Annotated in this window: 10 protein-coding genes, 2 tRNA genes and 3 rRNA genes; 5 read left to right on the forward strand and 10 right to left on the reverse strand. The window is 57.3% G+C overall.

The features are described from left to right. Positions 1–53: 53 nt before the first annotated feature. Genes R3E82_14930 through R3E82_14940 form a run of 3 tightly spaced genes read right to left on the reverse strand, consistent with a single transcriptional unit; the run spans position 54 to position 2,329 of the window. A complete protein-coding gene (locus R3E82_14930; protein MEZ5552183.1) occupies positions 54–1,592 on the reverse strand; it encodes an IS66 family transposase in 1,539 nt (512 codons plus the stop codon). Between the two features lie 60 nt (positions 1,593–1,652). Continuing rightward, the gene (gene tnpB / locus R3E82_14935; GenBank protein MEZ5552184.1) at positions 1,653–1,985 is read right to left on the reverse strand and encodes an IS66 family insertion sequence element accessory protein TnpB; all 333 of its coding nucleotides are present in this window, start codon (positions 1,983–1,985) and stop codon (positions 1,653–1,655) included. Beyond that, positions 1,982–2,329: a transposase gene (locus R3E82_14940; protein MEZ5552185.1), complete on the reverse strand. Its 348-nt coding sequence runs from the start codon at positions 2,327–2,329 to the stop codon at positions 1,982–1,984. Before R3E82_14940 ends, tnpB (R3E82_14935) begins: the two co-directional genes overlap by 4 nt. Before the next feature lie 11 nt (positions 2,330–2,340). Between R3E82_14940 and R3E82_14945 the strand changes: the two genes are divergently transcribed. From R3E82_14945 to R3E82_14955, 3 genes are read left to right on the forward strand one after another with little or no spacing between them, the layout of a single operon-like run. Next, entirely contained in the window at positions 2,341–2,622 is a 282-nt protein-coding gene (locus tag R3E82_14945; GenBank protein MEZ5552186.1) for a hypothetical protein, read from the forward strand. 23 nt (positions 2,623–2,645) lie between these two features. After that, positions 2,646–2,972 (forward strand): IS66 family insertion sequence element accessory protein TnpB, encoded by a 327-nt coding sequence (gene tnpB / locus R3E82_14950; protein ID MEZ5552187.1) that lies wholly within the window; start codon positions 2,646–2,648, stop codon positions 2,970–2,972. Between the two features lie 24 nt (positions 2,973–2,996). Further along, the gene (locus R3E82_14955; protein ID MEZ5552188.1) at positions 2,997–4,517 is read left to right on the forward strand and encodes an IS66 family transposase; all 1,521 of its coding nucleotides are present in this window, start codon (positions 2,997–2,999) and stop codon (positions 4,515–4,517) included. A gap of 270 nt (positions 4,518–4,787) precedes the next feature. Here R3E82_14955 and rrf read toward each other — a convergent pair. From rrf to tyrS, 6 genes are all read right to left on the reverse strand, one after another. Continuing rightward, positions 4,788–4,903: ribosomal RNA gene (gene rrf, locus R3E82_14960) — 5S ribosomal RNA — on the reverse strand. Positions 4,904–5,124: 221 nt separating this feature from the next. Then, positions 5,125–8,061 (reverse strand): 23S ribosomal RNA (locus R3E82_14965). 487 nt (positions 8,062–8,548) lie between these two features. Next, positions 8,549–8,624 (reverse strand) — tRNA-Ala (locus R3E82_14970). A gap of 127 nt (positions 8,625–8,751) precedes the next feature. Then, a tRNA-Ile gene (locus R3E82_14975) sits at positions 8,752–8,828 on the reverse strand. 204 nt (positions 8,829–9,032) lie between these two features. Continuing rightward, positions 9,033–10,580: ribosomal RNA gene (locus R3E82_14980) — 16S ribosomal RNA — on the reverse strand. Together the 16S, 23S and 5S rRNA genes with 2 tRNA genes alongside form the textbook arrangement of a ribosomal RNA operon. 336 nt (positions 10,581–10,916) lie before the next feature. Further along, complete coding sequence (gene tyrS / locus R3E82_14985; GenBank protein MEZ5552189.1) at positions 10,917–12,185, reverse strand: tyrosine--tRNA ligase; 1,269 nt, start codon at positions 12,183–12,185, stop codon at positions 10,917–10,919. A 278-nt stretch (positions 12,186–12,463) separates the two neighbouring features. Between tyrS and R3E82_14990 the strand changes: the two genes are divergently transcribed. Then, positions 12,464–13,888 carry a peptidoglycan DD-metalloendopeptidase family protein gene (locus R3E82_14990; GenBank protein ID MEZ5552190.1) on the forward strand — a complete coding sequence of 475 codons (1,425 nt, stop codon included), beginning with the start codon at positions 12,464–12,466 and terminating at the stop codon, positions 13,886–13,888. A 22-nt stretch (positions 13,889–13,910) separates the two neighbouring features. Further along, positions 13,911–15,029, forward strand: coding sequence for an anhydro-N-acetylmuramic acid kinase (locus R3E82_14995; GenBank protein MEZ5552191.1), 1,119 nt, complete (start codon positions 13,911–13,913; stop codon positions 15,027–15,029). An 86-nt stretch (positions 15,030–15,115) separates the two neighbouring features. On the opposite strand, the gene erpA is transcribed toward R3E82_14995, so the two are convergent. After that, positions 15,116–15,442, reverse strand: coding sequence for an iron-sulfur cluster insertion protein ErpA (gene erpA, locus R3E82_15000; GenBank protein ID MEZ5552192.1), 327 nt, complete (start codon positions 15,440–15,442; stop codon positions 15,116–15,118). Positions 15,443–15,500: the final 58 nt, after the last annotated feature.

Here is a 15,500-nt window from a genome sequence, read left to right on the forward strand (position 1 = left end):
CCGGCCAGAGGTAACCGTCCGGTGAACCCATCTTGCCTTTAGAAGGATTTTGTCTACGTAGCGCTGGTGTCGGGATTCCAGCAGTGCGGCAGTAACTCTTCGATCCGGCTCGCCGGCTGCGTCGGCAGTCGCTCGAGCACGTCCTTAAGGTATGCGTAGGCGTCATGCCCGTTAAGCTTTGCTGACTGGATGAGGCTCATCGCAGCAGCGGCACGTTGCCCACCGCGCAGAGATCCCGCGAACAACCAGTTCGAACGCCCCAGCGCGATCGGCCGGATGCGATTCTCGATGTGATTGTTGTCCGGCGGCAGATTGCCGTCCTCGACGAACCGGACGAGTGCACTCCAGCGATTCAGGCTGTAGTCGATGGCTTTGGCAATCGCCGTGCCATCCGTCGCCTTCTGACGCTGCAGTACCAGCCAGTCGTGGAAGGTATCCACGATCGGCCGGGTCTTCAGTGTTCGCAGTCGAGTGCGCTGATCGACATCGAGCGCCTGCAGGCTTCGTTCTATGTCGTAGATCGCCGCGTAGAAGCGCAAGGCCTCTTCTGCAACGGGACTCTGGTGGTTCGTCCACAGATCGAAGAACTTGCGCCGGGCATGTGCCAGGCATCCCACTTCTGTGACGCCACCGGCGAACAGCGCCTTGTAACCTTTGAAGTCATCACACACCAGCTTGCCCTGCCAGCCGGTGAGGAAGCGCCTGGCGTGCGCTCCAGCACGACCCTCGGCGAAGTCGTAGACCACGGCCTGCAGTGGATCATAGACCGTCGTCCCGTAGGTCCAGACATAGGCCCGATGGGTTTTACCCTTGCCGGGTACCAGCATTGCCACCGGCGTCTCGTCAGCGTGTAAAACGGGTCGTTCGAGCATCTGCTCTCGCAAGGCGTCCACCAGCGGCTGCAGTTGAACGCCGCACTGACCCACCCAGTGCGCCAGGGTTGAGCGCGGGATCGCCACCCCCGCCCGGCCAAAAATACCTTCCTGTCGGTACAACGGCTGATGATCCAGGTATTTGGCCACCAGCACCTGGGCCAGCAGGCCTGCCGTCGGCAGGCCTTTGTCGATCACGTGCGGGGGTACCGGCGCCTGGACGAGGATCTCACAGCGCCCGCACACCCACTTGCCGCGGACGTGTCGCTCGACGCTGAACACGCCCGGCACATAGTCGAGCTTCTCGCTGATATCCTCGCCGATGCGCTTCATGGCACAACCGCAGGCGCAAAGGGTCGACTCCGGCTCGTGGCGCACCTCAGTGCGGGGCAGATGGGCGGGCAAGGCGGCCCGGCGCGGCTTGCCCTTGAGCGGGGTACGCTGTTCGATGCTCTGTAACGCCTCGAGTTCTAGACCGATGGCTTCCAGATCGGCTTCGAGCGTCTCTTCGAACAGGTGACGCTGGGCGGGGTTCAACCGCTCGCTACGTGCAGCGAACTTCCAGCGCTTCAGGATCGCCATCTCGTGGGTGAGCTGGTCGATCTTCAGTTGCTTCAGCGTGTTGTCGCGGCGGATCTCGACCACTTCGGCAAGTAGCTGCGCGGCCAGCGCACGCAGCGATTCTGCGTCCAAGGTGGCAAGTTGATCGGCCGAGTGCATGGCGGGCAGTATCCCACAACAGGCAACCGAACGGGATCCATTGCGAGAAAAATATCCGGCTCAGGCAAGCCGGATGGCGACCGCGCCCAGTCGCTGCCAGGGCAGTCCAACCACCAGTGCCTGCAACTGCTCGGCGGTCAGCGTCACCGCAGCCTCTGACCGTACACCCGCCCAGATGAAGCCGCCGCGATGCAGACGTCGGGCACACAACCACAGACCAAAGCCGTCGTGCACGAGCACCTTCATCCGATTGGCCCGCCGGTTCGCGAACAGGTAGGCGTGATGCGCACGCGCCTCACCAAAAACCTTGATCACCCGGGCCAGCGCGGTATCGGGGCCTGCCCGCATGTCGAGCGGCTCGACGGCGAGCCAGATCTCATCGATACGGATCACTGCAGCAACTCACTCAGCCACTGGGCACAGATCCCTGCGCCCGCGACTGGCCACTGGATATCGAGCGTCGTGCCACCTCGACGGATCGAGATCCGGATGTCGCCTGCCGGCATCGATCCGGTCGGCGGTAACACCGGCAGGGCGATGAACTCGTTGATCGGATCAATGTCCTTAACCGCCCGCTGCCCTGGTCCCGCCAGCCGACGCCACCTGTGTACCAGGTTCGCGTTCAGCCCGTGCTCCATCGCGATCCGCGCAACCGAGGCTCCAGGTTCGTAAGCGCCGAGTAATCCCCGTCCTTCTGAAGCTGAACGATGTTCGATAGTTTCGGCCTCCCGAATCAGGAGGTCTAATCATGCCCCGTCGTCGATCCTCTGCCGATTGGCAGTCACTGATAGCCGAGTTCGAATCAGGTTCCCAGAGTGCCGCAGCGTTCTGCTCCGAGCGTGATCTGAACGCCGGCTATTTCTCCAAGGTCAGAGCTCGGCTGCGCAAGCAGCCGAGTGACTTTGTGCCGGTCCGAGTCTCTGCTGCATCCCGCTCGGTCACGATCCAGGTTCAGGATGTCACTATCCGCTGTGATGCCGGGACCTCGTCGACCTGGCTTCGTGAACTGATCCGTGCACTGCGCACGTGAGACTGTTCCAGGATGTACCGACCGTGTACCTGCACCGAGAACCGGTCGACTTCCGCAAGGCCATCAACGGCCTGGTGGTGATCATCGAGCACAGCATGGCTCTGTCACCTTATGCAGATGCCGTGTTCGTGTTCTGCAACCGGCGTCGCGACAAACTGAAGGTTATCTACTGGGACGAGACCGGGTTCTGTCTGTGGTACAAGCGGTTGGAGCGGGCGAAGTTCTTGTGGCCGAGGAAGCTCGATGCGGCGGTGATCGAGTTGAGTGAAGAACAGTTCCACTGGCTGCTGCGTGGCTTCGATATCACGCGCATGCAGCCGCACAGTGCGCTGGAATATGTCGCCGTCTGAGTCGCGCTCGATTACACTGCGCGCATGGCGAAATCAACGTCAGCACTGCTTGAAGAAAACGTCACGCTGCGTTCGCGCGTTGATCAGCAAGCCACGACGATCGATCAGAAAGACCGCCGCATCCAGCATCTTGAAGAACTGATCCGCGCGCTGCGTCATCGTCAGTTCGGATCCTCAAGTGAACAAACCCCACCGGAGCAGGAGCGCCTGTTCGATCAAGGCGCAGATCTGGAAGAGGTTCCGGCTGCGGCCGAGCCAATCGCGGTCAAAGGTCATCAACGAGCACGCCGTGGCCGGCCACGTCTGTCAGACGATCTGCCGCGAGTCGACGTGATCCATGATCTGACCGAGGCCGAGAAGGTCTGTGCCGAGCACGGCTGTGCGCTCACCCCGATGGGTGAAGAGGCGAGTGAACAACTCGAGTTCAAGCCCGCCGAACTGTACGTGTTGCGTCACATCCAGAAGAAATACACGTGCCCGTGCTGCGAAGGCCATGTGGTGACGGCGGCGAAGCCGCCGCAACCGATCCCCAAGAGCATGGCGACCCCCAGCCTGCTGGCGTGGATCACCGTCTCCAAATACCAGGATGCGCTACCCCTGTATCGCCAGAGTGCGATCTTCGAACGCCTCGGCGTGCACCTGGACCGCACCACCCTGGCGAACTGGATGATTGCCTGCGGGCAGCTGGTACAGCCGCTGATCAATCTGCTGTGGGATCAGATCCGGCAGATGCCGGTCGTGCATATGGACGAGACCCCGGTGCAGGTGCTCGCTGAGCCAGGCCGCAAACCACAATCGAAGAGTTACATGTGGGTCACGGCGGCGGGACCACCGAACGCTGGGACCGTGTTGTTCCACTATGCGCCGACCCGCAGCGGGCAGGTACCGAAGGATCTGCTCGGCGACTATGCCGGCGCTCTGATGGTCGATGGCTATGAGGGCTACGATGGGCTGTGCACGACAACGCAGATCGAGCGACTCGGTTGCTGGGCGCATGCACGGCGTAAGTTCGTTGAGGCACAGCGGCTGCAGCCGAAAGGAAAAACCGGCACACCGGACCAGGCGTTGGCGCTGATCAACAAACTCTATGGGGTGGAACGCTCGCTCAAAGGAGCAACGACAGACGAAGTGCATGATGCTCGCCAGGCGCAGGCTATCCTGCTGCTTGACCGACTTCACGTCTGGCTGGAGAAAGCGTTGCCGAGGACAGCGCCCGGCACGGCGACAGGTAAGGCGATGAGTTATCTGCACAATCAGTGGCCACGGCTGACGCGCTATACGGAAAACGGTGTTTATCCCATCGACAACAACCGTGCTGAGAATGCGATCCGGCCGTTCGTGATCGGCAGGAAAAACTGGTTGTTCTCTCAATCACAGCGCGGGGTCACTGCCAGCGCAAATCTCTACAGCTTGATCGAGACGGCCAAAGGGCATGGACTGAATCCACACGACTACTTGCTGCAGTTGTTCGCAGAGCTACCCAAGGCTGTCAACATCAGTGACTTCGAAGCACTACTACCTGCTAACTTCAAGAACGGGGAATAGTCGGCGCTTACCCAGGTTCGTTACAGGCATCCAGAACTCTGGTCTTCAACTCTGCGCTATGACGGCGACGCGTACCGCGCACTCCTGCCATCTTTGTGTCCACCTATCGATTAAGTGGACACTATCCTCGGCACCCGATTCAGATCGCGCTAGATGGGTTTACCGGACGGTTACGGCCAGAGGATCTGTCCGCGCCATTGTCTGCCAGCAACTGCTGATTGCCCGAAAAAAAAGGCCCAACCTGCTGGTTGAGCCTTTTTAGGAATAAGAGCCTGACGATGACCTACTCTCACATGGGGAAACCCCACACTACCATCGGCGCTGAGCCGTTTCACTACTGAGTTCGGTATGGGATCAGGTGGTTCCAACTCGCTATGGTCGTCAGACAAAGGGTACTCACCTTCGGTGAGTACCTAAGGAGTTTTCTGCGAAAACTCCGTCGCTACCCACCATCAACGGTGAGAATTCTTTTGCCTGCTCCGTCTGCTTCAGACGAAACAAGGTCATTCAGAAGATATGTAGCAAGATGCGTTCCTGGTTTCTAATCTGGCTTGTTACCTGCTAACCAGCTCTGCAGGGCCCCGAAGGGACCGACAGACTCGGTTATATGGTCAAGCCTCACGGGCAATTAGTACAGGTTAGCTCAACGCCTTACAACGCTTACACACCCTGCCTATCAACCTCGTAGTCTACGAGGGCCCTTTAGAATCCGAAGATTAGTGAGATCTTATCTTGAGGTGGGCTTCCCGCTTAGATGCTTTCAGCGGTTATCCCTTCCGAACATAGCTACCCGGCAATGCCACTGGCGTGACAACCGGAACACCAGAGGTTCGTCCACTCCGGTCCTCTCGTACTAGGAGCAGCTCCTCTCAAATCTCATACGCCCACGGCAGATAGGGACCGAACTGTCTCACGACGTTCTAAACCCAGCTCGCGTACCACTTTAAATGGCGAACAGCCATACCCTTGGGACCGGCTTCGGCCCCAGGATGTGATGAGCCGACATCGAGGTGCCAAACACCGCCGTCGATGTGAACTCTTGGGCGGTATCAGCCTGTTATCCCCGGAGTACCTTTTATCCGTTGAGCGATGGCCCTTCCATACAGAACCACCGGATCACTAAGACCGTCTTTCGACCCTGCTCGACTTGTCAGTCTCGCAGTCAAGCGCACTTATGCCTTTACACGCAACGCATGATTTCCGACCATGCTGAGTGCACCTTCGTGCTCCTCCGTTACTCTTTAGGAGGAGACCGCCCCAGTCAAACTACCCACCACACACTGTCCTCGACCCGGATAACGGGTCAGAGTTAGAACCCCGACGTAACCAGGGTGGTATTTCAAGGTTGACTCCACAATCACTGGCGTGACTGCTTCAAAGTCTCCCACCTATCCTACACAAGTTAAGTCAAAGTCCAGTGTGAAGCTATAGTAAAGGTTCACGGGGTCTTTCCGTCTAGCCGCGGGTACACGGCATCTTCACCGCGATTTCAATTTCACTGAGTCTCGGGTGGAGACAGTGTGGCCATCGTTACGCCATTCGTGCAGGTCGGAACTTACCCGACAAGGAATTTCGCTACCTTAGGACCGTTATAGTTACGGCCGCCGTTTACCGGGGCTTCGATCAAGAGCTTCGTCCGAAGACTAACCCCATCAATTAACCTTCCGGCACCGGGCAGGCGTCACACCCTATACTTCCACTTACGTGTTTGCAGAGTGCTGTGTTTTTAATAAACAGTCGCAGCCACCTGGTATCTTCGACCGCCCAGAGCTTACGGAGCAAGTCCGATCACCCCAAGCGGCGCACCTTCTCCCGAAGTTACGGTGCCATTTTGCCTAGTTCCTTCACCCGAGTTCTCTCAAGCGCCTTGGTATTCTCTACCCGACCACCTGTGTCGGTTTGGGGTACGGTCGCCCGTAGCCTGAAGCTTAGAGGTTTTTCTTGGAAGCATGGCATCAACTACTTCCCGCTCGTATAAGAGCGGTTCGTCATCACATCTCGACTTTCCCACTGAAGGGGAGACTCCGGATTTACCTGGAATCTCAGCCTACTTGCTTAAACCTGGATAACCATCACCAGGCCAGTCTAGCCTTCTCCGTCACCCCATCGCAGCTACGATCGGTGCTGGAATATTAACCAGCTTCCCATCGACTACGCCTTTCGGCCTCGTCTTAGGGGCCGACTCACCCTGCGCCGATGAACGTTGCGCAGGAACCCTTGGTCTTTCGGCGAGGAGGATTTTCACCTCCTTTATCGTTACTCATGTCAGCATTCTCACTTCTGATACCTCCAGCAAATCTCTCGATTCACCTTCACAGGCTTACAGAACGCTCCTCTACCACGCACGTCCCGAAGGACGCGCATCCGCAGCTTCGGTACACAGTTTGAGCCCCGTTACATCTTCCGCGCGGGCCGACTCGACCAGTGAGCTATTACGCTTTCTTTAAAGGATGGCTGCTTCTAAGCCAACCTCCTGGCTGTCTATGCCTTCCCACATCGTTTCCCACTTAACTGTGATTTCGGGACCTTAGCTGGCGGTCTGGGTTGTTTCCCTCTCGACAACGGACGTTAGCACCCGCTGTCTGTCTCCCTTGATTGCACTCATCGGTATTCGGAGTTTGCATGGGGTTGGTAAGTCGGGATGACCCCCTAGCCCAAACAGTGCTCTACCCCCGATGGTGATACAAGAGGCACTACCTAAATAGCTTTCGAGGAGAACCAGCTATCTCCGGGCTTGATTAGCCTTTCACTCCGAGCCACAGGTCATCCCCTAATTTTTCAACATTAGTGGGTTCGGTCCTCCAGTTGATGTTACTCAACCTTCAACCTGCCCATGGCTAGATCGCCCGGTTTCGGGTCTACTCCTACCGACTAAACTCTTCTTGCGAAGAGCACGCCCTGTTAAGACTCGGTTTCCCTACGGCTCCCCTAAATGGTTAACCTTGCCAGTAAAAGTAACTCGCTGACCCATTATACAAAAGGTACGCAGTCACCGGATGTCGCAAGCGACACCGGCTCCCACTGCTTGTATGCATCTGGTTTCAGGTTCTATTTCACTCCCCTCACAGGGGTTCTTTTCGCCTTTCCCTCACGGTACTGGTTCACTATCGGTCAGCTGAGAGTATTTAGCCTTGGAGGATGGTCCCCCCATGTTCAGACAAGGTTTCACGTGCCCCGTCCTACTCGATTTCACAAACACACTGTTTTCGTCTACGGGGCTATCACCCTGTATCGCGTGACTTTCCAGACACTTCAACTAACAGTACGAATGCTTAAGGGCTGGTCCCCGTTCGCTCGTCGCTACTAAGGGAATCTCGGTTGATTTCTTTTCCTCCGGGTACTTAGATATTTCAGTTCCCCGGGTTCGCTTCAAACACCCTATGTATTCAGGTGCTGATACCGCTCGAGAGCGGTGGGTTTCCCCATTCGGAAATCCCCGGATCAAAGTCTGTTTGCTGACTCCCCGAGGCTTATCGCAAGCTACAACGTCCTTCATCGCCTTCAGCTGCCTAGGCATCCACCAGATGCACTTAAACGCTTGACCATATAACCCAGTCCACCTTGCGCACAGATGTTTATTCAACATCGGTATCGCTTACCACGGCAGGCTGGATCGGTAACGTTTGCCAGAATATTCGAGTATCACGCACGGTTTTCACCACACGCCCCTCGAACTTCCAAGACGCATCTTGAATCTGCTAACTGCGGGTATGCAGTTAACAGGTTACCCGCGTTGTTATCGACTGAAAGTCACGCTGAAATCAGCATGAAGTTCAGGAATAACAATGCGGCTACATATCTAATGAATTTTTAAAGAACGTGGCGACTTCCGAATACCCTCATCCCGAGGAAAAGGGATTCCTGCCAAACCAACATCTAATGATCTTCTCAGACTGTCCCGGTCTAACCATTCGAGGTTAATCCGAGCAATGACACAGACTGGAACCATTAGATGTTGGCTCAAACGGTGCGCGTTGCGACATAGGCCCAGCCTAAAGCAGGAACTGGAAGGCGGGCGACCGAACAAGTGTTGGTGGAGCCGAGGAGGATCGAACTCCTGACCTCCTGCGTGCAAGGCAGGCGCTCTCCCAGCTGAGCTACGGCCCCTCTTCGAAGATGCAGTCGCGATCGCAACCGGCAGTTCCGCCGAGAACCGCGAAATATCCTCCACCGCACAGCAATTCCGCTCGCTATGAGCCGAAATCGCCTGGCTTACTTGGCGGGACCGGATATCTGGTGGGTCTGGGTGGATTTGAACCACCGACCTCACCCTTATCAGGGGTGCGCTCTAACCAACTGAGCTACAGACCCTGTTCGGATGTCTGCTCTTAAGAATACTGACAAACCATTCGTGTGGGCGGCCACCGCGTGAGCGATGGCTGGACAGTAAACTGTCCCCTCGTTTCCATTCATTGTGAGCTGGGCCGATCTTGCATCTGCAGGTGAATCCCGAAACTTGAACACGAATGCTCAGGTTAACGAAATCTACCGAACAGATACTCAGGCCATAAGGTTTAAGGAGGTGATCCAGCCGCAGGTTCCCCTACGGCTACCTTGTTACGACTTCGTCCCAGTCATGAACCACACCGTGGTAACCGTCTTCCCGAAGGTTGGACTAGCTACTTCTGGTGCAATTCACTCCCATGACGTGACGGGCGGTGTGTACAAGGCCCGGGAACGTATTCACCGCGACATTCTGATTCGCGATTACTAGCGATTCCGACTTCAAGGAGTCGAGTTGCAGACTCCTATCCGGACTACGAGAAGCTTTTTGGGATTCGCTCACCATCGCTGGTTTGCAGCCCTTTGTACTCCCCATTGTAGCACGTTTGTAGCCCACCCCGTGAGGGCCATGATGACTTGACGTCATCCCCACCTTCCTCCGGTTTGTCACCGGCAGTCTCCTTAGAGTTCCCGGCATGACCCGCTGGCAAATAAGGACAAGGGTTGCGCTCGTTACGGGACTTAACCCAACATCTCACGACACGAGCTGACGACAGCCATGCAGCACCTGTATCTCGGTTCCCGAAGGCACCAATCCATTTCTGGAAAGTTCCGAGTATGTCAAGGGGTGGTAAGGTTCTTCGCGTTGCATCGAATTAAACAACATGCTCCACCGCTTGTGCGGGCCCCCGTCAATTCATTTGAGTTTTAACCTTGCGGCCGTACTCCCCAGGCGGAGAACTTATCGCGTTAGCTGCGCCACTAAACACTCTAAGGTGTCCAACGGCTAGTTCTCATCGTTTACGGCGTGGACTACCAGGGTATCTAATCCTGTTTGCTCCCCACGCTTTCGCACCTCAGTGTCAGTATTGGTCCAGGAGGCCGCCTTCGCCACCGGTATTCCTTCCTATATCTACGCATTTCACCGCTACACAGGAAATTCTACCTCCCTCTACCATACTCTAGCCCGGTAGTTTGGAATGCAATTCCCAGGTTGAGCCCGGGGCTTTCACATCCCACTTGCCGAACCACCTACGCGCGCTTTACGCCCAGTAATTCCGATTAACGTTCGCACCCTCCGTATTACCGCGGCTGCTGGCACGGAGTTAGCCGGTGCTTCTTCTGCAGCTAACGTCATGACCAGGGGGATATTAGCCCCCGGCCTTTCTTCACTGCTGAAAGTGCTTTACAACCCTAAGGCCTTCTTCGCACACGCGGCATCGCTGGGTCAGGCTTTCGCCCATTGCCCAAGATTCCCTACTGCTGCCTCCCGTAGGAGTCTGGACCGTGTCTCAGTTCCAGTGTGGCTGATCGTCCTCTCAGACCAGCTATGGATCGTCGCCTTGGTAGGCCTTTACCCTACCAACTAGCTAATCCAACGCAGGCTACTCTGATAGCGTGAGGTCCGAAGATCCCCCACTTTCCTCTTCCTTTTAAGGGGAAGAGCGTACGCGGTATTAGCTCGAGTTTCCCCGAGTTGTCCCCCACTACCAGGCATATTCCTACGCGTTACTCACCCGTCCGCCACTGTACTCACACCGAAGTGCTTTCTCGTTCGACTTGCATGTATTAGGCGTGCCGCCAACGTTCAATCTGAGCCATGATCAAACTCTTCAGTTTTTACTGAAATCGCGCCCTCGGATTACTCCGAGTTCGCTAAAGATCATAGGTTGCTCAACTAAATGTATTACTTCGCTCACCGAACCGATCGAAACCGGCTGGTGATTGTGCATTGCATTTCGTGGTAATCACGTCTGATCAACGTGAAAACACCAATGAATTACAAGCACCCACACGAATGGCTTGTTCAGTATTTCTTTGTTAAAGAGCGGCCCGGGATCTTCTGACCCCGTGGCAAGGGAGGCGTATTATACGCAGGCGACCTTGACTGGCAAGCGCCGTTCGAGAAATAACCGCAAAAAGATTTCCGGCCTGTTTTAGCCCGTTTTTCGGGGCTCAACCGACCAGCAGGTGCCAGTTCTTCTTTCCCTTCCGCAGCAGATAGTAGCGATTGAACCAGGCATCTGTGAAGTCGAGACTTCGCTCGGGGTCCCGTTCTACCGCTCCGTTTATCCTGACGCCCCCGCCTTCAATCAGCTTACGAGCCTGACCCCGGGACGGTGACAGGCCCGCATCAACCAGCACAGCAAGCAGACCGGCAGGCCTGTCCGCAACGGCCGTGCAGTCGATACCATCCTGGCGCAGCTGGGCGAAGTCCTCCTCGGTCAGCTTGGCGGTCTCGCCGGAAAAAAGTGCCTCTGTGATCCGCTGAGCGGAATTCAGGGCCTCTTCCCCGTGTACCAGCAGGGTGACTGCGTCCGCCAGGGCTTTCTGCGCCACCCTCTGCTGGGGTGCAGACTCGAAGCTGGCGAGGAGTGTGGCGATGTCCTTTAGACTGATAAAGGTGAACACTTTGAGGAAATGTTCGACATCCGCATCTGCTGTGTTGAGCCAGAACTGATAGAACCGGTAGGGCGACGTTTTCCGGGAATCCAGCCAGACAGCCCCGGCTGCGGTTTTTCCGAATTTCGTGCCGTCTGCCTTGGCGATCAGCGGCAGGGTAAGCGCAAATGCCGGCGCAGCCAGCTTCCGCCGCACCAGATCCATACCGGAGACGATATTGCCCCATTGATCGCTGCCACCGATCTGCAGGGTGCACGCTTCCTGTTCTGCCAGACGAAGAAAATCCATCGCCTGGAGCAGCATGTAGCTGAACTCGGTAAAGGACAGGCCCTCACCTTCCCGATCCAGCCGGCTGCGAACCGACTCCCGCTGAATCATCGCATTAACGGAAAAGTGTTTTCCTATGTCTCGCAGAAAGGAAATCACGTCAAGATCGCGGGTCCAGTCAAGATTATTTACAATTTTTGCCGCATTTGAACCGGAGAAACTCACCATCCGCTCGACCTGGCGGCGGATGTTTTCAACCCATTCAGCGACGATTTCAGCCTGATTCAGCGACCTTTCGTCGGTCCTTCCAGAGGGGTCTCCAATAAGTCCGGTGGCGCCTCCAAGCAGCAGGATCGGACGGTGGCCCGCCTGCTGAAACCGCCTTAATGTCAGCAGCGGCACCAGATTACCGATGTGCAGGCTGTCCGCCGTGGGATCAAATCCGCAGTAGAGTGTCCGTACACCCCCGTGCAGATGCTCAGCAAGCCCGGCCTCATCGGATACCTGTGCGATGAGACCCCGCTCCCTCAAATCTTCCAGCAATCCGCTCTGCATGGGTTTCGCCCGACTCTCGATTGTTGATTTTTCAGCGGCTGCCGGGCCATTCTCTCGCCAGACAGAACAAGCGCGCCACCATACCAAAACGGGATTCCCGCACAAGCAGGAGGGCCCCGGGCAGCTGGACCTTTTAAAAGCTATCACCCATTCCGGGCTTCTCAACGGGAAACAATCGCCTATACTAGCCCGGCCAAGCCAGCCTCAGTTCGAAAAACACGGTGTAACCGCCCGTTTTTGAAGCGTTTTTGGTGAAGTTGAGAAGGACAGCGACCCGCGTGATCATCCCGTATCGTCATCTCATTATCTGCGGCGTGTTAGCGCTTGGTTTGGCCATCATGGTGTTTTTCACCATGGAGGATCAGGGTGCAGAGAGCCGCCCGGTGACCGTTTCTGAGCAGCTCAGTCTCCCGCCTTTAACCGGGACCTCCTCACCGAGCCCCAGAGACACGGCCCTTTCAACCGAATCAGCCGGCGTGACACCCGCAATCGATGGATCTGCGGAACCTGCTCAAGCGGCCACACTCCTTCCTGCACCAGCCGGCCCGGATACCGGCACCCTGCCGGAAGCTGCGACGAAAGTTGCAGCTCAGCCGGATTCCATTTTCCGGGAAACCGCGGTGCGACCCGGTGAAAGCCTGGCGCTGATTTTCAAGCGTGAGGGAATCCCCCAGCGTGAACTGGCCAACCTGCTCGCGAGCAAACCGCTGGGTGCACGGCTGAAAAGAATCTACCCCGGCCACAAGTTGACGTTCAGCCTCACCGCCGACGATCGACTTCTGGGGATGACCTACTCACCAGGGCCGCTGGAAACACTGGTGTTCAATCGGGAAGACGGCGGTTTCATTGGTGAGGAGATCTTCCGTGAGCCTGAGCGGCTGACCGCACATCGCCATGCGGTGATCGACCAGAGTCTTTTCCTGGCGAGCCAGAAGGCAGGCCTGGACGACGCCCTCACCATGAGACTGGCTCAGATGTTCCAGTGGGATATCGATTTCGTCCTGGATATCAGAAAAGGTGATGAGTTCTATGTGCTCTTCGAAGAGCTTTATCTGGGTGACGAGTTTGTCGGCTACGGCGATATCCTGGCCGCAGAGTTCATCAACCAGAAACAGAGCTATCAGGCAGTGCTTTACCGGGATGCCAACGGCCAGCCCGGCTACTTCGGCCCCGACGGCCGGAATATGCGCAAGGCCTTTCTCCGCGCACCGGTCGAATTCTCGAGGATCAGCTCGAACTTCAACCTGCGTCGGAAGCACCCATTACATAATCGCACCATGCCGCACCGGGGCATTGACTACGCCGCACCAACCGGCACACCCATCCTCGCTTCGGGTGACGGCCGGGTCACAGCTGCTACCCGCTCAAGTTCAAACGGCAACTATGTCGTGCTCCAGCACGGCGAGCAGTTCATGACCAAGTACCTTCACATGTCCAAGTTCGGCCGAGGCATCCGAGCCGGCAGCAAGGTGCGACAAGGCCAGATCATCGGCTATGTCGGAGCCACCGGATGGGCCACCGGCCCTCATCTCCACTACGAGTTTCTGGTCAATGGTGTGCATCAGAATCCACGTACCGTGAAACTGCCCGATGCCACGCCAGTTCCCGGCAACGAAAAAGACCGATTCGCTACCCAGGTGTCACCCTTATTGGCATTGCTCGGCAACTACAAGCAGCAGATCCAGCTCGCCCTCGCACGATGAGGACGTCAGGCGTGCATTCCCATTGAGTGCACAACCCATATCGGGGCAGCTCTTTGTCGGCGCGATCAGTGGCACCAGTGTCGATGGCCTGGATCTCGCCCTTCTCAAATCCGGTGCACGCCCCGAGGTTGTCCGCGCAACCACGAAACCACTACCCGACCGGCTCAGGCTCGATCTGCTCGCTGCCGGACAACCCGGCAACGACGATCTGGATCTGATCGGCAGTCTCGACAGGGATCTGGGTCTTTTTATCGGCGAGGCGGTGCTCGAATTTCTCAACGAAGCAGGTTGCGCGGCAAGGGACATTCAGGCAATCGGCAGTCACGGTCAGACGGTTCGACACCGACCATTCCATGAATCCCCATTCACCTGGCAGATTGGCGATCCCAATCTCGTTGCTGAGACGACCGGCATCACCACGATCGCCGATTTCCGACGACGCGACATGGCGGCGGGAGGCCAGGGCGCTCCACTGGTACCCCTCTTCCATGAGGCGCTGTTCCGCACCCCGGAAGAAACCCGGGTGGTGGTCAATATCGGTGGAATCGGCAACATCAGTGTTCTGCCGAAAGCATCTGGTCAGCAGATTCGGGGATTCGACACCGGACCCGGCAATGGCCTGATGGACAGCTGGTGTGCCCTGCATGAGGGCACGGCCTTCGATGCCGGGGGGCGCTGGGCGGCCACCGGCAGGGTACTGCCGGACCTGCTCGAAAGATGCCTGGCTGATGACTTTTTCAGACGCAGCCCGCCAAAGAGCACCGGCCGGGAACAGTTCAATCTGGCCTGGCTCAACAGGGTAATCGGATCCGGGGATGCGGCGGCGGCGGACGTACAGCGCACCCTGCTGGAGCTGACAGCCGTCTCAATCACCGACGCGATCACCGCCTGGTCCGTGGATGCCGGTAGAGTCATCCTCTGCGGCGGTGGCCGCCACAACGATCTGCTGCGAACACGAATCGCTGACCATGCCCGCGCACCGGTGATTGTCAGCGAAGATCTGGCCGTTGACGGAGACAGCATCGAGGCTGCCACATTCGCCTGGCTGGCCATGCGCAGACTGGCAGAACTGACGGGCAACGCCCCTTCGGTCACGGGCGCGAGAGGAAGTCGAATTCTCGGGGCCATCTACCCGCCGTGAGCGGCTGGCCCCTTACCGGTCCTCAAGCCGTCGCAGCCGCGCCCTTGGAGGGTCCGTACCGAGGCGCGCCAGCCAGGGAGCTCAGTCTAGACGGCGAAGGAGTTTCCGCAGCCGCAGGTCGACGATGCATTGGGATTGCTGACGATGAACTGGGCACCCTGCAGGTTTTCCACATAGTCGACCTGTGACCCCAGCAGATACTGATAACTGAGTGCATCCACCAGCAGCGTCACCCCGTCCTGCACAATCACGGAATCGTCTTCAGCGACTTCTTCATCGAAGGTGAACCCGTAGGAAAACCCGCTGCATCCCCCACCCGAAACGAACACGCGCAGTTTCAGCTCATCATTGCCGTCGGCTTCGATGAGCTTCCTGACCTTTGCGGCCGCCTGGCTGGAAAACTGGATGTCCATGTTGATCTATGTATCTGTACTGGCTATGCGTTTCTGCGAGCCGGGCGGTTGCCCGGGA

The organism is Pseudomonadales bacterium (genome assembly GCA_041395945.1).
Taxonomy (GTDB): domain Bacteria; phylum Pseudomonadota; class Gammaproteobacteria; order Pseudomonadales; family Azotimanducaceae; genus SZUA-309.